This is a genomic window from Sphingobium rhizovicinum (assembly GCF_042647625.1).
GTDB lineage: Bacteria > Pseudomonadota > Alphaproteobacteria > Sphingomonadales > Sphingomonadaceae > Sphingobium > Sphingobium rhizovicinum.
In genome coordinates this window covers 2,060,684-2,082,574 of record NZ_JBHRVU010000004.1, presented here as the reverse complement: position 1 = coordinate 2,082,574, position 21,891 = coordinate 2,060,684, and the positions used below count along the sequence as shown (strand labels likewise).

Annotated in this window: 20 protein-coding genes and 1 other RNA gene; 11 read left to right on the top strand and 10 right to left on the bottom strand. The window is 64.6% G+C overall.

Annotation, left to right across the window (positions count from 1 at the left end):
- Positions 1–8 precede the first annotated feature (8 nt).
- The 4 genes from ACFOKF_RS11255 to aac(6') are packed head-to-tail and all read left to right on the top strand — an operon-like array spanning position 9 to position 3,163.
- Complete coding sequence (locus ACFOKF_RS11255; protein WP_380795693.1) at positions 9–791, top strand: type III pantothenate kinase; 783 nt, start codon at positions 9–11, stop codon at positions 789–791.
- Positions 788–2,425, top strand: coding sequence for a ribonuclease J (locus tag ACFOKF_RS11250; protein ID WP_380795692.1), 1,638 nt, complete (start codon positions 788–790; stop codon positions 2,423–2,425). Before ACFOKF_RS11255 ends, ACFOKF_RS11250 begins: the two co-directional genes overlap by 4 nt.
- Positions 2,426–2,435: 10 nt before the next feature.
- Positions 2,436–2,705: a DUF1467 family protein gene (locus ACFOKF_RS11245; RefSeq protein WP_380795690.1), complete on the top strand. Its 270-nt coding sequence runs from the start codon at positions 2,436–2,438 to the stop codon at positions 2,703–2,705.
- Entirely contained in the window at positions 2,702–3,163 is a 462-nt protein-coding gene (gene aac(6'), locus ACFOKF_RS11240; protein ID WP_380795689.1) for an aminoglycoside 6'-N-acetyltransferase, read from the top strand. The genes ACFOKF_RS11245 and aac(6') overlap by 4 nt, the downstream gene beginning before the upstream one ends.
- A gap of 1 nt (position 3,164) precedes the next feature.
- Here aac(6') and ACFOKF_RS11235 read toward each other — a convergent pair whose 3' ends face one another.
- From ACFOKF_RS11235 to ssrA, 9 genes are all read right to left on the bottom strand, one after another.
- Positions 3,165–4,343, bottom strand: coding sequence for a molybdopterin molybdotransferase MoeA (locus ACFOKF_RS11235; protein WP_380795688.1), 1,179 nt, complete (start codon positions 4,341–4,343; stop codon positions 3,165–3,167).
- Positions 4,340–4,810, bottom strand: coding sequence for a cyclic pyranopterin monophosphate synthase MoaC (gene moaC, locus ACFOKF_RS11230; RefSeq protein WP_380795686.1), 471 nt, complete (start codon positions 4,808–4,810; stop codon positions 4,340–4,342). Before moaC ends, ACFOKF_RS11235 begins: the two co-directional genes overlap by 4 nt.
- The gene (gene trpC / locus ACFOKF_RS11225; protein WP_380795684.1) at positions 4,807–5,598 is read right to left on the bottom strand and encodes an indole-3-glycerol phosphate synthase TrpC; all 792 of its coding nucleotides are present in this window, start codon (positions 5,596–5,598) and stop codon (positions 4,807–4,809) included. The genes moaC and trpC overlap by 4 nt, the downstream gene beginning before the upstream one ends.
- Positions 5,595–6,587 (bottom strand): anthranilate phosphoribosyltransferase, encoded by a 993-nt coding sequence (trpD, locus tag ACFOKF_RS11220; protein ID WP_380795683.1) that lies wholly within the window; start codon positions 6,585–6,587, stop codon positions 5,595–5,597. Before trpD ends, trpC begins: the two co-directional genes overlap by 4 nt.
- A gap of 159 nt (positions 6,588–6,746) precedes the next feature.
- Positions 6,747–7,337 carry an anthranilate synthase component II gene (locus ACFOKF_RS11215; protein ID WP_380795682.1) on the bottom strand — a complete coding sequence of 197 codons (591 nt, stop codon included), beginning with the start codon at positions 7,335–7,337 and terminating at the stop codon, positions 6,747–6,749.
- Positions 7,338–7,608: 271 nt separating this feature from the next.
- A complete protein-coding gene (locus ACFOKF_RS11210; RefSeq protein WP_380795680.1) occupies positions 7,609–10,299 on the bottom strand; it encodes a TonB-dependent receptor domain-containing protein in 2,691 nt (896 codons plus the stop codon).
- A 91-nt stretch (positions 10,300–10,390) separates the two neighbouring features.
- The gene (locus tag ACFOKF_RS11205; RefSeq protein ID WP_380795679.1) at positions 10,391–11,989 is read right to left on the bottom strand and encodes a hypothetical protein; all 1,599 of its coding nucleotides are present in this window, start codon (positions 11,987–11,989) and stop codon (positions 10,391–10,393) included.
- 282 nt (positions 11,990–12,271) lie between these two features.
- Positions 12,272–12,655 (bottom strand): tetratricopeptide repeat protein, encoded by a 384-nt coding sequence (locus tag ACFOKF_RS11200; protein WP_380795677.1) that lies wholly within the window; start codon positions 12,653–12,655, stop codon positions 12,272–12,274.
- A 326-nt stretch (positions 12,656–12,981) separates the two neighbouring features.
- Positions 12,982–13,342, bottom strand: a transfer-messenger RNA (tmRNA) gene (gene ssrA, locus ACFOKF_RS11195).
- Between the two features lie 24 nt (positions 13,343–13,366).
- Between ssrA and ACFOKF_RS11190 the strand changes: the two genes are divergently transcribed.
- Positions 13,367–14,134, top strand: coding sequence for an NRDE family protein (locus ACFOKF_RS11190; RefSeq protein WP_380795676.1), 768 nt, complete (start codon positions 13,367–13,369; stop codon positions 14,132–14,134).
- On the opposite strand, the gene ACFOKF_RS11185 is transcribed toward ACFOKF_RS11190, so the two are convergent.
- Positions 14,131–14,775 carry a prolyl hydroxylase family protein gene (locus ACFOKF_RS11185; RefSeq protein WP_380795675.1) on the bottom strand — a complete coding sequence of 215 codons (645 nt, stop codon included), beginning with the start codon at positions 14,773–14,775 and terminating at the stop codon, positions 14,131–14,133. The two genes, ACFOKF_RS11190 and ACFOKF_RS11185, sit on opposite strands and share 4 nt — an antisense overlap.
- Positions 14,776–14,945: 170 nt before the next feature.
- Here ACFOKF_RS11185 and ACFOKF_RS11180 point away from each other — a divergent pair, with 170 nt between their 5' ends.
- The 6 genes from ACFOKF_RS11180 to ACFOKF_RS11155 all read left to right on the top strand — a co-directional run bounded on the left by ACFOKF_RS11180 (position 14,946) and on the right by ACFOKF_RS11155 (position 21,891).
- Positions 14,946–15,821, top strand: a complete 876-nt coding sequence (locus tag ACFOKF_RS11180; protein ID WP_380795673.1) for a type II secretion system protein N — start codon at positions 14,946–14,948, stop codon at positions 15,819–15,821.
- Positions 15,818–18,025, top strand: coding sequence for a type II secretion system secretin GspD (gspD, locus tag ACFOKF_RS11175; protein ID WP_380795671.1), 2,208 nt, complete (start codon positions 15,818–15,820; stop codon positions 18,023–18,025). The genes ACFOKF_RS11180 and gspD overlap by 4 nt, the downstream gene beginning before the upstream one ends.
- A complete protein-coding gene (gspE, locus tag ACFOKF_RS11170) occupies positions 18,022–19,548 on the top strand; it encodes a type II secretion system ATPase GspE (protein WP_380795670.1) in 1,527 nt (508 codons plus the stop codon). The genes gspD and gspE overlap by 4 nt, the downstream gene beginning before the upstream one ends.
- The gene (gene gspF, locus ACFOKF_RS11165; RefSeq protein WP_380795669.1) at positions 19,541–20,758 is read left to right on the top strand and encodes a type II secretion system inner membrane protein GspF; all 1,218 of its coding nucleotides are present in this window, start codon (positions 19,541–19,543) and stop codon (positions 20,756–20,758) included. The genes gspE and gspF overlap by 8 nt, the downstream gene beginning before the upstream one ends.
- A 10-nt stretch (positions 20,759–20,768) precedes the next feature.
- The gene (gspG, locus tag ACFOKF_RS11160; protein WP_380795668.1) at positions 20,769–21,323 is read left to right on the top strand and encodes a type II secretion system major pseudopilin GspG; all 555 of its coding nucleotides are present in this window, start codon (positions 20,769–20,771) and stop codon (positions 21,321–21,323) included.
- An 88-nt stretch (positions 21,324–21,411) separates the two neighbouring features.
- A complete protein-coding gene (locus tag ACFOKF_RS11155; RefSeq protein WP_380795667.1) occupies positions 21,412–21,891 on the top strand; it encodes a GspH/FimT family pseudopilin in 480 nt (159 codons plus the stop codon).

Sequence of the window (21,891 nt, the reverse complement as noted above, 5' to 3'; positions counted from 1 at the left end):
GACGGGCCATGCTTCTCGCGATCGACGCGGGCAACACCAATGTCGTTTTCGCGCTGCTGGAAGGCCGTGAGATCAAGACGCGCTGGCGGATTGCGACCGACCCACGCCGCACGGCTGACGAATATGCCGTCTGGCTGCATCAGCTGTTGCAGCTGGAAGGTTATGGCATGGCGGATGTCGACGCCGTCATCATCGCCACCGTCGTACCCCGCGCGCTCCATAATCTTCAGGTGCTGGCCGACAAATATTTCAAGACGCCGGCGCTGGTCGCCGGGCAAGCTCCTGTCGATTGGGGCATCGAACTGGACGTGGCGGAGCCGGCATCGGTCGGCGCGGATCGGGTTGTAAACGCGATTGCCGCCCACCATCTCTATCAGGACGACCTGATCGTCATCGATTTCGGAACGGCGACGACATTCGATGTGGTCGATTATAGCGGCGCCTATAAGGGCGGGATCATCGCGCCGGGCATCAACCTGTCGCTCGATGCGCTGGTCGCAGCCGCAGCCAAGCTGCCCAAGATCGCGATCGAGCCGCCAGAAAGTCGTTCGGTGATCGGGCGGACTACGGTCGACGCGATGCAGATCGGCGTCTTCTGGGGCTATGTGGCGATGATGGAGGGCCTGGTCGCGCGCATTCGTGCGGAAATAGGCCGCCCCGCCAAAGTGATTTCGACCGGAGGACTCGCCGTCCTCTTCAATGACAATAGCGATATTTTCGATGCGATCGCGCCGGACCTGACCATTCAGGGGCTGGCGCTGTTGTACGAACGGAGTTTGAAAACAGAATGACACCCAAGGACGAACTGCTCTTCCTGGCCCTGGGCGGGTCCGGTGAGATCGGCATGAACGTCAATCTTTATGGCTGCCAGGGCAAGTGGGTCATGGTCGACCTGGGCCTGACCTTTGCCGACCCCGCCTATCCCGGCGTGGAGCTGGTGCTGCCGGATCTCAGCTTTATCGAGGATCGCAAGGACGATCTGCTCGGCATCGTGCTGACCCATGGGCATGAAGACCATATCGGCGCCATCCCCTATCTGGCCGCCGATCTGGGCGTGCCGCTCTATGCGACGCCCTTTACCGCGGGGCTGATCCGGCTGAAGCTGGAGGAAGAGGGGCTGACCAAGGAGGTCAAGCTGCACGTCATCGAGAATGAAGGCAGCTTCAACCTCGGCCCGTTCGGCTTCCGTTATGTGCCGCTGGCGCATTCGATCCCCGAAGGGAACGCCGTTCTGATCGATACGCCGCATGGCCGCATCTTCCACACCGGCGACTGGAAGCTGGATGAGGCGCCGCTGCTGGGCCAGCCATCCACCCCGGAAGAATTGACGGCTATTGGTGACGAGGGCGTGCTGGCGCTGGTGTGCGATAGCACCAACGTCTTCAATTCCGAAGCCAGCGGGTCCGAAAGCGATGTGCGCGACGGGCTGATGCAGACGGTGAAGGGGGCCAAGGGCCGCGTGCTGGTCACGACCTTCGCCTCCAATGCCGCGCGGGTGCAGACGCTGGGCGAAGTGGCGGTGGCGACGGGGCGCAAGCTGTGCGTGGCGGGCCGTTCGCTCGACCGGATCATCAGCACGGCCAAGGCTGCCGGTTATCTGAAAGATTTCCCGCCGATGGTGGACTGGGACGACGCCATGGCGCTGCCCCGCAGCGATGTGATGATCGTCGCGACTGGCGGTCAGGGCGAGGCGCGCGCCGCCCTGTCGCGCATCGCGTTCGACAGCCATCCGATCAAGCTGGCGGAAGGCGACATGGTCGTTTTCTCCTCCAAGCAGATCCCGGGCAATGAAATCGCCATCGGTCGCATTCAGAATGCGCTGGCGGCGAAGAATATCGTGATGGTCACGGATCGTCAGGCCGAAGTCCATGTGTCGGGCCACCCCGGTCGCCCGGAACTGGAAGCGATGTATCGCTGGATCCGCCCCGAAATATTGCTGCCGGTCCATGGCGAGCGCCGCCACATGGCGGAACAGGCGCGGCTTGGCATTGCCAGCGGCCTGCGCCATGCGGTGGTCCAGTCGAACGGCGATGTGCTGCGGCTGGCGCCCGGCGCGCCGACCATCATCGGGCAGGAGGATACCGGGCGTCTGGTGCTGGACGGCGACGTCATCCTGCCGGCCGACGGATCGACCATGAACGAACGGCGCAAGCTGGGCCTGCATGGCCAGATCAGCGTCGCCGTGGCGCTGGACCGCAAGGGCAAGCTGATTGGCGAGCCGGCATTGCGCACGCAGGGCGTTCCGGTCGAGGAAGACAAGGCGACGTTTTTGGCCGAAGCGGCCGAAGAAGCGGCGATCGTCGTTCCCAAGGGATCGCAGGAAGAAGATGCGTTGCGCGAGCGTGTTCGGCTGGCCGTGCGGCGTGTTGCGACCCGCTGGACCGGCAAGAAGCCGATAGTGGACGTATTGCTCATCCGCGCCTAATCAGGTCGTCATGAACTGGTATGCGATCTTCGCCATCTATTTCCTGATGTGGGTGATCAGCGCCTTCATCATGCTGCCCTTTGGCCTGCGCACGCCCGATGAAACGGGCGAGGCGTTGCTGAAGGGACAGGCGGACAGCGCGCCCAGCAATTTCCGGCCTGGCGTCGTGGCGTTGCGCGCGACAATCCTGTCCACGCTGATCTTTGGCCTCTATTACGCCAATTATGTGCAGGGCTGGGTGACGTTGGACATGTTGCCGGGCTATCGCGGCGGGCAGTGACGGGCAAGGTGCGCATCGTTCGCGCCGAGGCCGCCCACAAGGCGCGATGGGCGGCGATGCGCAGCACTTTGTGGCCGGATGCATCGGCCGATGCGCATCACGAAGAAATAGCGGCCATGCTTCAGGATGGGGGCGACGATAGCGTCGCCTTCATCGCTGTCGATGCGGCGGGCGAAGCGATCGGCTTTGCCGAAGCGGCGCTGCGGCATGATTATGTAAATGGCTGCGATACCAGTCCGGTCGCGTTTCTGGAGGGCATTTATGTGGAGCCTTCGGCGCGATTGAGCGGTGCGGCCCGTGCACTGGCCGATGCTGCGATGGATTGGGGCAAGGCGTTGGGCTGTACCGAAATGGCGTCCGATGCTGATATGGCCAATCAGGCCAGCCATGATTTCCATGCCGCGATCGGCTTTGTCGAGACGGAGCGGGTCGTCTATTTCCGCAAAATGATCCCGTAAATCAAAGCGGCAGGACCGTCACCCGATCGCCGGGCGCAGCGGCGGGCGAATTGGCGGGGCGCAGGATCAGGCAATCGGCCTGCGCCATGGCGGCGGTGGCGGCGCTGTCCTGTGATGTGACGGAGACGATGCCGTCGGGGCTGCGGAAGGCGCGGAGGTAATCGTCCCGCTCCGCCGTGGCGGGCAAAGGAGAAGCCAATATCGCGTCGCCGATTGGTGGACGCGGATCGGCGGCGCCGGACAGATGGCGGACCAGCGGCAAGAGGAACAGGGTTCCTGTGACGAAAGCCGATACCGGATTGCCCGGCAGGCCGAGGAAGAGCGCATCGCCCAGACGACCGGCCATCAACGGCTTGCCGGGACGCATCCTGATCTTCCAGAAATCGAGCGATCCGCCGGCCTGAAGAAAGGCGGGACGCACCAGATCATGGTCGCCCACGGATGCGCCGCCGGTCGAGACGATGATGTCGGCCTGTGCCGCCTGTTCCAACGCGGCGACCATCGCGTCCAGATCGTCGGGCACGATGCCCAGATCCATGACGTCGCAGGGCAGGGTGGCGAGCATCGCCGCCAGCATCGGGGCATTGGATGATGGCAAGAAGCCCGGCGGCGTCGGCGCACCCGCCGGCACCAGTTCATTGCCGGTGGAAAGCAGCGCAATCTTCGGGCGAACTGCGACCGGCAAGGCGCCATGGCCGGCGACCACGGCAAGGGCGATCTGCGCGGGGCCGAGGCGCGCACCGGCTTTCAGCAATAGGGCGTTGCGGGCAAAGTCGAAGGCGGCGGGCCGGACATTGCGGCCGGCGGGGAGCGGATCGGCGTTGGCGGTCAGAATATCGCCGTCCCTGACGGCATTTTCCTGGATCAGAATGGCGTCTGCGCCGGGCGGCAAGGGCGCGCCGGTGAAGATGCGCATCGCTTCGCCAGCGCCAAGCGGCGGAAGGTGGGCGGATCCTGCCGCGCTTTCGCCGACGATGCGCCAGGGGCCGGGATATTCGGCGGCGCGCACGGCATAGCCATCCATGGCGGAAAGATCGGCCCAGGGCTGATCGCGAAGCGCCAGCACATCCTGCGCCAGCCAGCGACCGGCGGCCTGGGCAATCGGCATGGTTTCTGCCGGAAGCGGGCGGGCGAGGGCGAAAAGGCGCGCCTGCGCGTCGGCGACCGGCAGCAGGCTCATGCCGCGCGCCAATCGCCCGATTTTCCGCCGCTCTTGGCGATCAGGCGGACGCCGCCGATGACCATGCTCTTGTCCAGCGCCTTTGCCATGTCATAGACGGTCAGCAGCGCGACCGAGGCGGCGGTCAGCGCCTCCATCTCCACGCCGGTCTGGCCGGCGGTGCGGGCGGTGGCGGTGACGGTGACGCCATCCTCGTCGAGGTTGAAGTCGACCGTTACGGCGCTCAAGGCGATCGGGTGGCAGAGCGGGATCAGGTCGGCGGTTTTCTTGGCCGCCATGATGCCGGAAACCCGCGCCACGGCGAGCACGTCGCCTTTCTTGACCAGCCCATCGGCGATCGCTTTGGCGGCGTCCCTGCTCATGTCGATGCGACCGGCGGCGACGGCTTCCCGCGCGGTCACGGCCTTGGCCCCCACATCGACCATGCGCGCGGCGCCATCGGCGTCGAGATGGGTGAGGCCGGTCATGCCCCGGTCAGCAGGTTGCGGGTTGCTGCTTCGACATCGGTTTGGCGCATCAGGGTTTCGCCGACCAGGAAGCAGCGCACGCCATGATCGGCCATGGCGGTGAGGTCGGCATGGGAGCCAAGGCCGCTTTCGGCGACGAAGGTGCAGCCTTCGGGCGCCTTGCCCACCAGTTCATAGGTGCGGGCGAAATCGACGCTGAAGTCGCGCAGGTCGCGGTTGTTGACGCCGATCAGGCGCGAGCGGAGTTTGAGCGCGCGCTCCAGTTCGGCCTCGTCATGCACTTCGATCAGGGCGTCCATGCCAAGGCCGAGGGCGGCGTCCTCAATCTCCTGCATCTGGCCGTCGTCCAGTGCGGCGACGATGATCAGGATCGCGTCGGCGCCGAGCGAGCGGCTTTCCAGTACCTGCCAGGGATCGACCAGGAAATCCTTGCGCAGCACGGGAAGGGCGCAGGCGGAGCGGGCGGCCATCAGATAATCGTCATGGCCCTGAAAATAGGGTTCGTCGGTGAGGACCGAGAGGCAGGCCGCGCCGCCGGCGGCATAGGCCTGCGCATGGGCGGGCGGATCGAAATCGGCGCGGATCAGACCCTTGGAGGGGCTGGCCTTTTTCACTTCCGCGATCAGGCCGAAGCCCGAACGGGCGGCATCGTCCAGCGCCTTGCGGAAGCCGCGCGGGGGTGTCTGTTCACTGGCGCGGGCGTGGAGCGCGGCGATGCTGGTCGCGGCCTTGCGGCGGACAACATCCTCCCGCTTATAGTCGCAAATTTCGATGAGCTTGTTGGTCATGAATAGGCAATCCAGCAATTGAGCAGCGCATTGGCAAGGCCGCGGTCGATGGTTTCGGCGGCTTCCTCCACGCCTTCGCGAAGGTCGGGGACGGCGTCGGCGACGACGAGGGCGGCGGCGGCGTTGAGCAGCACCGCGTCGCGATAGGGGTTGGCCTCCCCCTGAAGAAGGGCGCGCAGGGCGGCGGCATTATGGGCCGCGTCGCCGCCCCGGATCGCTTCGACCGGGTGGGTGGAAAGGCCCAGTTCCGCGGCGGTCAGGCGGTGCATGGCGACCAGATCATGGCCCTTCACTTCGGCCATGTCGTTGCCACCGGCGAGCGAGAGTTCGTCCAGTCCTTCGTCGCCGGAGATGATCATGGCGCGATCGACGCCCAGTTCGGCGAGCGCTTCGGCATAAATGGGGACATAGGCCGGGCGGGCGATGCCGACGAGTTGACGGCGGACATTGGCCGGATTGGCGAGCGGCCCCATCAGGTTGAAGATGGTGCGTTCGCCGATCGCCTTGCGGATCGGGGCGAGGCGCTTGAGCGCGGGGTGATAATTTTGCGCGAAGAGGAAGCAGATGCCGAGATCGGCAAGGGTTGCTTCGGCGGTGCCGGCGGCCTTGTCGAGATTGAGGCCCAGCGCTTCGAGCGTGTCGGCAGCGCCCGCCTTGGACGAGGCGGCGCGGTTGCCATGTTTGGCGACGGGAACGCCGGCCGCTGCGACGACGAGGGAGACGGCGGTCGAGACGTTGAGCGTGTGGTGGCCATCCCCGCCGGTGCCGCAGACGTCGATCGCGCCGGCGGGCGCCTGAACCGGGATCATCCGGGCGCGCATGGCGCGAGCGGCGGCGGCGATTTCGGTCGCGGTTTCGCCGCGCCGGGCCATGGTGACGAGGAAGGCGGCAATGTCTTCTTCCGGCAGATCGGCGTCGAACAGCAGGTCGAAGGCCGTGGCGGCGGCGTCGGCGGAAAGCGGTGCGGAAGGATCGGGCAGGCTGGTCATCGCCCTCTGCCTTAGTCGGCGGGGGGCGGTAGTGTCGAGGGGCCCTGCACGCTTAACTTCGCATATTTCTCGCAAGTTTTGACATAAGATTTCCTATTCCGGTCATTTTCGGAAAGCGGCTGGAGCATCATGACCGCACCGCCCGGAATAGGACAGATGTCAGGCCGCTTCGCGTTCCCGCACCGGCAGGCCGGCGATGCGCAGGAAGTTGGCCAGCATGTCATGGCCATGTTCGGTGGCGATGCTTTCCGGGTGGAACTGCACCGAATGGATCGGCAGGGTCGCGTGGCGGAAGCCCATGACCGAGCCGTCTTCGCTGGTCGCGTTGACGACCAGCGTATCGGGGATATTTTCCACGATCAGCGAATGATAGCGGGTGGCGGTGAAGGGCGAAGGCAGCCCTTCGAACAGGCCAGTGCCGTCGTGGCTGACGGGCGAGGTTTTGCCATGCATCAGGCCGCCACGGACGACCTTGCCGCCGAAATGCTGGCCGATCGCCTGATGACCCAGGCACACGCCCAGCAGCGGTGCGCCGGCGTCGGCGCAGGCGGCGACGAGATCCAGGCTGACGCCCGCTTCATTGGGGGTGCAGGGGCCGGGCGAGAGCAGGAAGGCCTTCGCCCCGGTGGACAGCGCCTGTCCGGCGGAGATGGCGTCGTTGCGGACGACCTCCACCTGTGCGCCAAGCTCCATCAGATAATGGACGAGGTTCCAGGTGAAGCTGTCATAATTGTCGATGACGAGGATCATGACAAAGCCTTAGCGCGACATGCGGGCGGGGGGAAGGGGCAGCGCCCTTTTGGCGTATAATGGCAAAAGGGCCAGCCCGCACATGGCGGACCGGCCCTTTTTTGGGAAAATGCCCATGTGGGCATTTTCGAAGCGGCACCGGCCCGCTCCCCCACCCGGCCACCCATAGAATACTGCCGTTGGGTGGCCGGGTGGGTTCAAACGAGTCACGTGCCTCGATTGAAGCGCCGGTGCCGTTAAATTCGCATTCGGCGAATTTCCAAAAGGAAAATCAGAAGGCGACGGTCAGCGAGGCGGCGATGGTCGTGCCCAGCTTATATTTGTTATAATAGACCTTCGTGCCGCCCTGTTCCTGGAATTCCTGATATTTGCGGCCGGTGATGTTGCGGGCTTCAAATTTCAGTTCGCTGTTGATGCCGCCGGGCAGGGTGATGCCCTGACGCGCGACGAAATCCAGTTGCAGGCCCGGCTTTTCCTTGATGTCAGGTTGCAGGTTCGGGCCGCGGCTGGTGACGCGGGGGCTGGCATAGGTGAGCAGCAGCGTCTGCTGCGACAGCTTGTCCGTATCCTCCAGACCCAGTTGCAGGTTGACCAGATGGTCCGACTGCCCGGTGAGCGGCGCGCCATCCACGAAATAGTCCGACGCCGCCGGCAGATCGCCGGTGGTGTAGGTATAGGGGATGGTGGTGTCGCCGTCGCTGACCTTCAGTTCCGACTGGGTATAGGTGTAGTTGGCGATCAGCGCGATACGGCGGCTCTGGAAGAAGGGCGAACTCCAGCCGTCGAGCGGGATATATTTCTGCGCTTCGATTTCCGCGCCATAGAGCGTGGCTTCCGGCGCGTTGGCGAAGCTGGTCGTCACCGAATAGGTGTCGCTGATCGTGGTGTAGGTTTCGATCGGGTTCTTGATCTTCTTGTAGAAGGCCGAGGCGGTCAGCCGTTCTTCACGACCCATATACCATTCGGCGCGGATGTCCGCATTCCAGAGTTCGCTGTCCTGAAGGAAGGGATTGCCGCGATAGAAACGGTTGGAATCGGTGTCGATGAACGGCTGGGCGATCAGTTCGCGGAACTGAGGACGGGCCAGCGTCTTGGACCCCGATGCCCGGAATTGCAGGCCGCCGCCGGCATCATAGGTCAGGGTGACGGCAGGCAGCCAATAGTCGTTCTTGATCTGGTTGAACGGGGTGACGCCGGTCGAATAGACGTCCACGCCCGTCACCGACTGACGGCCGCTTTCATAGCGGACGCCGGCGTCGATGCTGAGACCGGGGAACAGTTCCGCCTTGACCTGACCATAGCCGGCATGGACGCGCATCGCGGCGTCATAGACCGGATAATTGCCCGAGAAGTCGAGCAGGGTCATGTCATACAGCTGGATCGAGGCGTCCGACAGCAGATAGTCGGGGCGCAGCTGCTGTACGGCGATCGGCAGGTTGGTGGCGTCGAAGTGGAGTTCGTAGCGCGACGAGGTGCGCTTCGTGTCGGTGTACGCATAACCGCCGGTGATCGTGAACTTGGGCGAAATCTTGTAGCTGAGGTCCGCGCCGCCCGACCACAGGTCTTCTTTCAGGTCGCTGAACGTGACCGATGCGTCGCCGCGCTGACGGTTGAGCGCGTTGACGAAGCGGTCGCCGACCGGATCGGTCGCCAGATCGCGGTTTGAGCGGACATAGACAAATTCGCGCTCATAGGGGGCTTCGCGCTGCGAATTGGCGTAGCCGCCGCGCAGATCGAGGCTGAGTGCGTCGTTGAACTTAAATTCGCCGGTGAGCTGGGTGTCGATCAGCTGACGTTCATACCAGGCGGTCTGCTGAGTCATATAGTCAGCGCCCTGGATCAGGCCGTCATTGGTGCCAACCGCCAGCGCGCCGCGCTTCAAAGTGTCGCGGATATAGAGGTTGGTCCAGCGAACCTTCTGGTCGCCCCATTCCAGACCGAAGCCCAGCAGGCCGTTGACCGTGACCTGATTGTCGGTGACGACCTGATGATAATCCTTGCCCGCGCCTTCCGATACGGTGAGCGAGGCCTGCTGGATATTGTCGCGGGTGCGCCATTTGTTGCTGTAGCCGGCGGTGGCGATGATGCCGAGGCGCGCGTCGCCAATGTCGAGCGCGGTGCCAGCGTTGAGCGAGCCGGAGAAGTTGAAGGGCAGGCTGTTGGTGCGTTGCAGGACGGAGGTCTTGCTGTTGAGGAACTGCATCGACATCGCCTGAAGATCGCTGCGGTCCATATTGGCGAAGGGCGTGCCCGAACCGAAGGCCTGCTTCAGCAGCGGCGGCACGTCGCGCGAGCTGTCGTCAAAGCCGGTCCAGTCCGACTTGCTGCCATAATAGGTATAGCCCATCTGGCCCGAGCTTTCGGTGTTGCCGGCAACGCCGCCGCCGATTTCCAGATAGGATTCGGTCGGAATCGCCTTGGTCGTCAGGTTGATGACGCCGCCGCCAAATTCACCGGGGAAGTTGGCCGAAAAGCTCTTTTGCACCAGGGTCGATGCGATGACGCTGGTGGGGAAAAGATCGAGCGGGACGACGCGCTTCAAGGGTTCGGGGCTGGGCAGGGGCGAGCCGTTCAGCAGCGCGAGCGAATAGCGGTCGCCAAGGCCGCGAACATAGACATAGCCGCCCGACACGACCGACAGGCCGGTGACGCGCTGGAGCGAGCCGGCAATGTCGCCTTCGCCCGTGCGCTTGATGTCGGCGGCGGACAGGACGTTCACCACCTGCGGCGCGGACTGCGAGATATTGCTGGTGCGGCGGCCGGTGACGATGATGTCGGAACCGGGGATCGACACATCGACATTGCCTTGCTGCGCGGCGGCCTCATCGGCGGCGCTGGGCGTGGTCGACAGGCCGGCGTCGCCGGCGGGCGTGGCAGCGGTGTCGGTTTGCGCCATCGCCATCGGAGCGACAAGAGCGCTGGAAATCAGGAGCAGGCGCGCCAGGCTGAGCGGCTTCGACATGCTATTAGTCCCCCTTGGGAAGAAAATCAGTGCAAAGAAGGCGGGGAAGCGAGTGCACGCTCCCCCGCCCCTGTTGAGGTCGTGGGTCCGATCAGGTCGTCGGAATGGCGGTGCAGGCCTTGCTGGTGCTGCCGAAGCTGGCGCTCACCGAATTGCAGGTCCAGCCGGCGTACCAGGTGTCGCTGCTGTCCTTGACCGCGCCGACATAGTTGGTCGTGGTGAAGGCGGCGTCGATGGTCTTCGGGTCGATCGCGGCCACGGCCGTTTCGGTCGCGCCGTTGATGAACAGGTTGGTCAGCGACGGGGTGTAGGTGTAGCTGCTGTTCGCGCCGGCGGTGAAGATCGACTGGACCAGAGCGGCGTCGACGCCGGTGCCGGTGCCCTTGAACGGGGTGGCGTTGCACTGCATCACCACCGACAGGTAGCGCGGCTTGCCGGCGTCCTGAAGCGCGGTGTCAGCGTCACGAACCGCAGCGGCGCCGTTGATGCGCAGGCAGCTCTGGTTCGGGCTGATGATGATGCCGTTGACCAATGCCAGATCGGCGCCGCCGCGCAGCAGCATCGACGCGCCGTCGTCGCCGGTGTTCGAACGCTGGATGTGCGTGAAGTTGGCGACCTTCAGATACTGGCGCGGCAGGGCGTCTTCGCTGGCGTTGCTGTTGGTGGCCGAACCGTTCGAGTCGGTTTCGAGGAAGGTGTCGCCGATATTGTTGCCTTCGCGCTGGGCGGAGATCACGAACTGGGCGGTGCCGCGGAAGCCGACGTCGGTGTCGAGATTATCGTCTTCGTTGCCGGTGAAGACCAGATACTTCATGTTCGCGGTGCCGCCGAAGGCTTCGATGCCGTCGTCCGAGCTGTTGTGAACCTGAATATGGTCGATGACCGTGCCGGTGCCGACGCCCGAGGGGGTCAGGCCCTGCAGTTCCTTGCCGTCGGCCAGGACGAAGCCCGAATAGCGGATCTGGACATAGCTGAGGCGACCCGAGCTGTCGGTGTCGGTCGCGCCGCCATAAAGGGCGTTGCTGGTGCCTTCGGTGTCGCGTTCGCAGGCCGTGGTGCCCGGCGCAGCGGCAGGCGCCTGACAGTCGGTAATCTTGGCGCGGCCGAGCAGCACGATGCCGCCCCACTGGCCCGACGACTGGTCGGTCGCTGCGCCGGTGACGTTTTCACGGCTGGTGAAGATGATCGGCGCGGCGGCGGTGCCGACGGCGTTGATCTTGTTGCCGCGATTGACCGCCAGATAGGCGTTGCCGGTGCTGGCGAACACGACCACGCCCGGATCGATGCTGAGCGTGGCGACAGTGTTGGTGCTGGCGGCGCCCTGATCGGTGCCGACGTCAACGCGGCCCGGCAGCGAGTAGATCACGCCAGCGGTCTTGGCGATCGCCGTCGTGCTGTTGAAGCGCGAAGGGAAGCCGCAGTTGCGCCAGGTGTTGGTGCCGTCCGTGATGGTGCCCAGATTTTGCAGCTGGTCCGAACCGGCGATGGTTGGGCAGTCGGCGGCCGGCGTGACGGCCGTCGGGGTGGGCGTGGGGGTCGGCGTCGGGGTGGGGGTCGGCGTGGGCGTCGGGGTCGGGATGACGATCGTGCCTTCACCCGGCGAAGCGATGTCGTCGGCGCCGCAGGCGCTCAGGCCCACGCAAGCGCAGCTCGCCATCAGGATGGTGTGAATACGGTTAATCTTGGCCATGTCGTCTCCGCTCCGGCCGCGGGCCGGGAATGTTGAAGTGCGGAGCGCAGGGGAATTTTCGACTCGGACAACGCCCCCTGTCGCCCTCGGGAGCGGCAGGTAGGCGCGGCAAATGACATGGTTGTTTTGCTTCTGTGACGAAATGGCGTCTCTAAAATGACAATCGGATGACTATCATTTCAATTGCATGACGTCGGGCGGGCGCGGATGCGCGAAGGGCGCCGTCCTTGTCGGACGGCGCCCTGCTCCCTGCACCTTGTTTATGGATATTATGTGCGGTGATCAGCGCATCGCGTAGCTGGGATTGAGTTTGCTGAGGGCGCGCTTTGCGACGTCGCGCGACGATTCTTCTGTGCCGTTGGCCAGCGCCAGGGTGGTTTCCGGGGCGAAGCGGGCCGAGCGATAGGCTTCGCGCGCATCGGCCATGCGGCCGAGGCCGGCATAGGCATTGCCGAGGTTGATGAGGCGGGCCGCGTCATTGGCGCCGTCGGGCCACATCGCCTTGAGCTTGTTGGCGGCGGCGTCATAATCGCGCGCGACCAGCGCCTTGGCAGCCAGATTGCCGTCCGGCACGCCCAGCACGACGACGTCGTCAGCCGCTGCGTGAGCGATCCCCGGTGCGATTGCAGCCAGTGCAAGGCCCATCATGACAGCGACTTTTTTCATCAGACATCTCCTGAAAAAACTTCCTACTATAGCCGGAATTATTTCACTTAGATGACATCTGGGCAAGTGTGCGCGAGGTCGTGAAAAACGAATTTCTTTCGTTTAAATTCAATATCATATAATTTTTTCATGAGAGTGTCATAAAAGCGTAATCGAACGAATGTGCGAATTTCGCTCCGATTCGAATCGCGGTGGGCCGGGGCAGCTTCGATGCGTCGGCGCGGACAGGCGGCATGCGGCTCCGCCCTCGTCCGAGGGGCAGCAAGGTCCGATCGTGATGCAGGAAGGTCCAGAGGCTTCTGTTGCCCGGCGCCCCTGGAAGCCGCTGAATTCCCTTCTGTTGCCCGGTGGGTTCAACCGCGCTATTTTAGAGTAATGTCAGGCCGTGAGGCCCTCAATTACGCTGCAATGGCGAGTGCTTCGTTATCGTTGGCACTTGTGAGTTTTGCACAGTTTAACGGCTTACACGGGCCGGGTAAAAGCATCGCCTTTGAACACACGTCGATCCTAGTTCGGCCCCGTCAGACACCCCGTCATGCCGCCCAAAGGCGCGAAACGGGGTATGTGGTGGAACCGCCGGGTACTGCCCCCGGGTCCGCTGCGTCTATTACTCGACACAATTTATCACCATAGCCGGGCGAACCCGGCAGCCTCTATATGGCGCGGGGCGGGCGATTTATCAAGTCATTGCAGGCAGGAGCGGGAAACGGAATGTGCATCATGGCGATGGCGTGGGACGCGCATCCGCGCTGGCGGCTGATCCTGATCGGGAATCGCGACGAATATCATGCCCGGCCAGCCGCGCCGCTGGCCCAGTGGCAGGATCGGGACGGGGTGATCGCCGGGCGCGACCTGCAATCGGGCGGGACATGGCTGGGCGTATCGCAGGCGGGGCGCGCGGCGATCGTCACCAATTTGCGCGGCTTTGGCGGGCCGCAGCCGGACCGGGCGTCGCGCGGGGCGCTGGTGACGGACCTGTTGGCGGGCGACGGGCTGTACGCCGATCCTGCGCGCGCGTCGTTGATGGATTTCAATCCGTTCAACCTAATCCTGATCGATGGGGCGGGCGCGCATTTCCTGACCAATCGTCCGGAAGCCGTGCGCACGGCGTTGACGCCGGGGCTGTACGGATTGTCCAACGGAACGCTGGACGCCCCCTGGCCCAAGACGTTGGCGCTCAAGGCGGCGCTGATCGACTGGCTGATGGCGGGGGCGGGCCGGCCGGAAACGCTGTTCGACGCTCTGCGGCAGGAAAGCCTGCCCGATGCCGGGATCGTGCCCGACATGCCATCCGATGCGCCGGACGAGGCGGCGATGTCGCCGATCTTCATCCAGAACCCCGTCTATGGCACGCGATGCAGCAGCATCGTTGCAATCGACCGGGATGGGCGGGGGCAAATCTTCGAGCGGCGTTTCGATCAGCGCGGCGCAAAGGTAGGTGAAACCGTGTTAGCCTTCAACTGGTCGAACGGGGATTAGCCCCAGGGGCGTTCGCGATACCATTTGGTGATGACATGCTTCACGCCGCTGCGCACCTTCATGCCATGATGGATGCTGGCGGGATTGGGCTGGCCGTCCGTCAGCCGGTTGTTCCAGGCGAGCAGCTTGCCGGTTTGCGGCTGCACCGTCTTGCCGATCTTTGTGAAGCGGGTCGCGCCGCCGGCTGTGGGTTCGTTGAGATAGATCATCAGCGTCCAGGTGCGGTTGCCCGCGACGCCGCAATATTGCGGATAGTCCGCGCCCTTGGGATCGAAATAGTCGGTATGCGCCTTAAATTCCTGCCCCACGGCATAGCGTTGCCCCTGAATGGGTTCGCCATGGGCGGTGGCGATGCCGGCGAAGCTGTCCAGCCGGGCGTTGATCGCGGCGACGAACGGATCGCCATGGTCGAGATCGCACGTCTCGCTGGTGCGGAAATAATGATCGCCATTGGCGTCGGCGATGGTCGAGGGGCGGCGCTGCGCATCGATTCGATCAACCAGAGCAGCGCATTCCTCCACGCTTAGAAAGTCGCGCTGAATGAAAAGCGTCAGTTCCTTGCTCGGGACTCGCTGAATGCGGGGATGCGCGCCGATCAGGGCCGGATCGCCGTCGGTGGCGGTGCATAAAATGGCGGTCATTGCATGTCCTGGCAGGGAAATATGCGGCTGAGACGGCGTCCCTGCTAACTTCCAGTCCCGTAAATGCAAGCGACTGCATGACACGTCATATTTGTGTAATATAAATGTCATTCGGCAGTAAGAACATCTGCCTAGCAGGCTCGCAGATCATAGGGGGTTGGGTCGCAATCATGCGGGTGCCGTTTGGCGACAGAATAAGCGGATGGCGTCGCGGGACCAGTGGGTCGCTGCGCGGCGTAGGCTCGGCTGGCTGGGACTGGCTGGGTTGGCTGGAGCGCGGGCTGCTGGGCCTGCTGGCGCTGGCGATCGGGCAACTCGCATGGGCCATCGTGACGCCGACGGGCAGCTTTGGCCCGTGGGAGGGGCGGCAGGCGCAATTGCTGTCCGCTTCCGCGCGACAGGCGCTGTTCGCCAGCTTCGATCCCTTTTTCCGCACCGGCGCGCCGCAGCAGTCGGGCGGCGTCGTCACATCGCTGGCCCTGACCGTCTATGGCATTCGCCTGAATGAAGGGTCGGGGCTGGGATCGGCGATCATCGCCGGACCGGATGGCGTGCAGAACAGCTTTGCCGTGGGCGATGAGATATTGCCCGGCGTGGTGCTCAAGTCAGTCGCCTTCGATCATGTGACGATCGACCGGGGCGGCGCGGAGGAACAGGTGTTCTTGGACCAGTCCACGCCCGCGCCCGACGCCGCGCCGCCGGCCGGAAACGCAGGGCCGGGGTGGCAGAGCGCCGCGCCGCCGCCGCAACCCGCGCCGGGCGTGGGGACGGGCATCGGACCGAATGTCGACAGCCTGAAGAAGGATATTGGCTTTGCCCCGCGCATGCAGAATGGCCGCATCACCGGCCTGGCCGTCAGCCAGCGCGGCCCGGCCTTCGCCAGTGCGGGTTTCCGCCCCGGCGACATCATCAGTCAGGTCAATGGCCAGCCGGTCAGTGACCTGACGTCGCTTCAAAACCAGATCGCGCCCGGTGCGCGCCTTTCCCTGACCGTAGAGCGCGGCGCCGCCGTCGCATCGGTCAACCTGATAGTGCAAGGCCAATGACCCGCAAATTCCTGCTCTCCGCTGCCGCCATGGCGCTGGTTCTGGCGACCCCGATCGCCGCCTCCGCGCAACAGACATTGAATGTTCGCGATGCCGACATCCGCGCCTTCATTCAGGATGCCGCGCGGGTGACGGGCCGCACCTTCATCATCGACAACAAGGTGCAGGGGAAGGTTTCGGTCGTGACCGACCGGCCGCTTAGCCGATCGGAATATTTCGAGATTTTCCTGTCGACCCTGCGCGCCAACGGGCTGGTCGCGGTGCCCGCGCCCGGCGGCGCCTATCGCATCCAGCCGGTCGACGGCGCGGCGGGGCAACCCAGCGGCGTGGGCAGTGCGGCCAATCGCAACAGCTTCGTCACCGAAGTCTTCCGCCTGCGGTCGATCGACGCGGCGAGCGCGCTGGAAACGCTGCGCCCGCTGGTGAGCAAGGAAGGATCCGTCACTGCCAACCGGGCGGGCAACAGCGTGGTCGTGGCCGATTATGCCGACAATGTCGCGCGCATCCGTCAGGTGATCGCGCGGGTCGACCGGGACACGGCGGCGACGCAGATGGTGGTGCTGAAAAATGCCGGGGCGCGGGAAATCGCGACGTCGCTTCAGGCGCTGGTGACGAGCGGGGGCGGCGGGGAAAATGCCGCGCCTTCGGCGGCGACGGTGGTGCCGATCGACAGCAGCAATTCGGTCGCGATCCGGGGCGACGCCAATACGGTCGCGCGGCTGGCCAATATGGCGCGCGAACTGGACCGGCAGGCGGCGAGCGGCACGGAAATCCGCGTCTACTGGCTGGAGCATGCCGATGCCGAGAAACTGCTCCCCGTGTTGCAGCAACTGGTCGGCCAGTCGAGCAGCCAGCCGGTCAGTTCCGACACGCCGGCCGCCAAGGGCAGCGCCGCGCCCGCTTCGCAGGCGGCGGCTCCGGTGGCGGCGGCTTCATCCTCCTCCGCGTCTGGCGGCGGGATCAATACGCGCGGTCCGGCGATCGTCACCCGCTATGAGGGCGCGAACGCCATCATCGTGGCGGCGAACAGCGACGTGCAGCGGATGCTGGGCGAAACTATTCGCCAGATCGATACGCGGCGCGAGCAGGTGCTGGTGGAGGCGATCATCGTCGAGATCAGCGATGCGGCCGCCAAGAAGCTGGGCGTGCAATTCCTGCTGGGCAGTACCTCTACCGGCTTTGCGGCGACCAATTACAGCAATGCTTCGCCCAATTTGCTGACTCTGGCGGGCGCTTATGGCGCGGACAAGCTTGGCACCACCAAGACGACGGTGGTGGCGGCCGACGGCACGACGACCACGACCGAGACGCAGACCAACAGCGATCTGGCCAGCACGTTGCAGTCGGCGGCGCTCAGCAGCCTGCAAAGCGCCACCGGCGCGATTGCGGGGCTGGGCGGCAGCATCGGCAAGAATGGCATTTTTGGCGCGATCATCAATGCGGTGAAATCCGACACGAAGAGCAACCTATTGTCCACGCCGTCGATCATGACGCTGGACAATCAGAAGGCGTCGATCCTGGTCGGGCAGCAGGTGCCGGTGACGACAGGCGAGGCGCTGAGCCAGAATTTCGACAATCAGTTCCGCACCGTCCAGCGGCAGGATGTCGGCATCAAGCTGGAGGTGAAGCCCCAGATCAACACCGGCGGCGCGATCAAGCTGTTCCTGAAGCAGGAAGTGTCGAGCGTGGCCGGTCCGGTCAGCAACGACAATAGCGACCTGATCATCAACAAGCGCGAGATCGAGACGACGGTTACGGTCGATGACGGCGAGATATTGGCGCTGGGCGGCCTGCTGGACGACAATGAACGCCGCACGATCGAGCGGATTCCGTTGCTGTCCGATATTCCGGGCATTGGCGAATTGTTCAAATCGCGCAGCAACAGCCGGTCCAAGACGAACCTGATGGTCTTCATCCGGCCGACGATCCTGCGGTCGAAGGAAGATGCGCAGAAGCTGACGCAGCAGCGTTACGGCTATGTGCGCGGCATGCAGTTGCAGCGCGATCCGCAATCCGAACCGACGATCGACGAACTGGTGCGCGATTATATGGGGGCGACCCCGCCAATCGCCGCGCCGCAGCCGGGCGATGCCGTGGCGCAACCGGGCGCGGCGGCCGATCCGCAGGTGATCGAACCCACGGTGCGCCAGTCGAGCGGGGTCGTCCGTCCGGTCGAAATCCCCGCCAGCGGAGGCCGCAAGTGAGCGACGAAACGCCCGCTGTTGCGGCGAACCGTCCCATCGACATACCCTATGGCTTTGCGCGCAAACATGGCGTCGTGCTGTTGCCGCCTGAGGGCGAGCGGCTGACTATTGCGGTGCGCGAAGGCAGCGATCCGCGCGTGCTGCTGGAAGTGCGGCGGCATCTGGCGCGCAGTTTCGACGTGCGGTTCGTGGAGCCGGCGCAGTTCGACCGGCATCTGTCAGATCATTATGCGATGGAGGGCAGCGCGGCGGCGATGGCGGGATCGCTGGAGGTCGGCGCGGACGAGCTGGACATATTGGCCGCCGATATTCCGACCGCCGACGATTTGCTGGACAGCGCGGATGATGCGCCGGCGATCCGCCTGATCAACGGCATCATTGCCGAAGCGGCGCGGCAGGGCGTGTCGGACATCCATATCGAACCCTATGAAACCGGGCTGATCGTGCGGATGCGGATCGACGGCGTGCTGCGCGAGACGCTGCGCATGCCGCCGCATGTCGCGCCGGTGGTGGTGAGCCGCATCAAGGTGATGGCGCGGCTGGACATTGCCGAGCGGCGCGTGCCGCAGGACGGGCGTATCGGCCTGACGCTGGGCGGGAAACTGCTCGATGTGCGCGTCTCTACCTTGCCGAGCCGGGCGGGGGAACGGGTGGTGCTGCGCATCCTGGACAAGGAAAATGCCGGCATTACGCTGGATCTGCTGGGCATGACGGGCGCGCCGGACCGGATTTTCCGCGAAGGGCTTTCCGAGCCGAACGGCATCATCCTGGTTACGGGGCCTACGGGTTCGGGCAAGACGACGACGCTTTATGCCGGCTTGCGCACGCTGAACGATGGCAGCCGCAATATCCTGACGGTTGAAGATCCGGTCGAATATGCGATCGAGGGCGTGGGCCAGACGCAGGTGAACGCCAAGGTCGGGCTGACCTTCGCGGCGGGGCTGCGCGCGATTTTGCGGCAAGACCCTGACGTCGTGATGGTCGGCGAAATCCGCGATCGCGAGACGGCGGAGATTGCGGTGCAGGCGTCGCTGACGGGGCATCTGGTGCTGTCGACCGTGCACACCAATGACGCCGTGGGCGCGATTACGCGGATGCGCGACATGCGGGTCGAGCCGTTCCTGCTGGCCTCAACCTTGCGTGCGGTGATCGCCCAGCGGCTGGTGCGGCGGCTGTGCCAGAGCTGTCGAGAGCCGGTGCAGGCGGACAAATCGGCCAGCGCGTTGCTGGGCTTTGATCCGGGCACGATCATCTACAAGGCGCGGGGCTGCGACCAGTGCAACGGCACCGGCTATAAAGGCCGGATCGGCGTGTTCGAGGCGATCCGCGTGGATGACACAATCCGCCGGCTGATCAATGACGGCGGCGATGAATCGCTGATTGCGCGCCATGCTTTCCTGAACGCGCCCAATCTGGGATCGGCCGCGCGCGCGCTGGTGCGCGACGGGCAGACCACGGCGGAAGAGGCGATCCGCGTGTCGCGGCGCGACGCGGTCGAGGCGGAAACCATCGCCGATGGCTGATTTCGATTATGTGGCGATCGACCCGGCGGGCAAGGAGCGTGGCGGCCGGATCAAGGCCGATACGATTGACGACGCGCGCGCGAAGCTGGACGCGCGCAAGCTGTTCGTCGTCCGGCTGGAGCCGGGCGTGGTTGAGGCGGCGCGCAAGCGGGCCGGCCTGTCGCTGCGCGCGCCCAAATTATCGTCCAAGGAACTGACGCTGTTCACCCGCCAGCTTTCCACGCTGATTCAGGTCAGCCCGCTGGAGGAATCGCTGCGCACCATCGGCAAGCAGAGCGAGCAGGACCATGTCCGCGCCATCGTGGGCAAGGTGCATGGCGGCGTGCTGGAAGGGCGGCGGCTGGCCGATGCGCTGGGCGCGGAGCCGAAGAGCTTTCCGCCGCTCTATCGGGCGATGATTTCCGCCGGTGAAAGTTCGGGCAGCCTGCCCACGATCATGGAGCGGCTGTCCGACCTGATGGAACGGCAGGCGGTGATGCGGTCCAAGGTGCTGACCGCGATCGCTTATCCCTCCGTGCTGGCGACCTTCGCAATCTTCGTGGTCGCGGCGCTGATGATCTTCGTCGTGCCCAAGGTGGTGGAGCAGTTCGACACGGTGGGGCAGGAACTGCCCTTCCTGACGCGGATGGTGATGGCGATTTCCGCTTTCCTTGCGGGTTACTGGTGGTTGCTGCTGATCCTGATGGCGCTGGCGGGGTTCGGCTTCTGGCGCGCGATGAAGGTCGAGAGCTTCCGTTATCGGTTCGACGCGATGTTGCTGGGCCTGCCGCTGCTGGGGCGGCTGATCCGCGATCTGCATGCGGCGCGGATGGCGCGCACATTGTCGACCATGATCGCGAGCCGGCTGCCGTTGATGGAGGGGCTGTCGCTGACGGCGAACACGGTCCATAACCGCGTGCTGCGCAAGGCGTCGGACGAGATTGTCGAGGCGATCCGGGGCGGCGGCAGCCTGTCCGCCGCGCTGCGCCGGGCCGGGGTGTTTCCACCCCTGCTGGTCTATCTGGCGGCGAGTGGCGAAAGCGCCGGGCGGCTCGATACGATGCTGGAGCGCGCCGCCGACTATCTGGAACGCGAATTTGACAGCTTCACATCGGCCGCGCTGGCGATGCTGGAGCCGATCATCATCATATTGATGGGGGGCATCGTCGCCGTCATCATCCTGTCCATCCTGCTGCCGATCCTGCAGCTGCAAAGCCTGACCGGGGCTTGAAGGAGTGCATATGAAGAATATTTTCGTCCACCGCTGTTCAGTGCGGTGCTCCTGCGAAAGCAGGAGCCCAGAGCCCGAGGCGCAGCATCAGGAACCTTGGGCTCCTGCTTTCGCAGGAGCACGATCAGATGCTGATGTTGGGCATTCCGGCGAAGCCGGATTCACGCTTGTGGAACTGATGGTCGTGATCGTCATCATCGGCCTGCTGGCGACGATCGTGGCGATCAATGTCATTCCGGCTACCGATACGGCGCGTGTCGAAAAGGCGAAGGCGGATATTTCGACGATTGAACAGGCGCTGGAGCAATATCGCCTCGACAATCTGACCTATCCGGCGGCGTCGGACGGGTTGCAGGCGCTGCTCAATCCGCCCGCTTCGCTGGCGCAGCCGCAGCGTTATCGCCGGGGCGGCTATATCAAGAAGCTGCCGCAGGACCCGTGGGGCCGCGCCTATGTCTACACCGTGCCGGGGCGCAAGGGCGCGTTCGACATCAGCTCGCTGGGCGCCGATGGCCAGCCGGGTGGCGACAATGAAAATGCCGACATCTTCTCCAGCGAGCTTTGATCTTTCTTCCGCGCAGTTCGAGCCGGTCGGGAAGCGTTTCTCGACTGCGCTCGAAACGAACGGAGGCGAGGAGGGCGGATTTAGCTCTATGCGTTCCGCCCAACAGGGCTTCACGTTTTTTGGACGTTCCGCCCAACAGGGCTTCACGTTGATCGAACTGATGGTCGTGCTGACGATCATCGGCTTCATTTCGGCTGCCGTCGTGCTCGCCATTCCCGATCCGCGCGGGCGCGTGATCGAGGATGCCGACCGCTTCGCCGCGCGCGTTGCCGCCGCGCGCGACGAAGCGGTCGTGACCGCACGGCCGATGGGCCTGTGGGTGTCGGCTTCCGGCTATGGTTTCCAGCGTCGCGAGGGCGACCAATGGACGCCGGTCGAAGAAAAGCCCTTCATCACCGCCAACTGGAAAGGCGGCACGCGCGCATTGGTGGGCAAGGATGGCCGGCAGCAGATTGCGTTCGACGGCACCGGCCTGCCGACCGATCCCCTGACCGTGACGCTGGCCCGCGAAGGCGAGCGCGTGTCCGTGACCGTCGACATGGCGGGGAAGGTCATGGTCGGTGGCTGA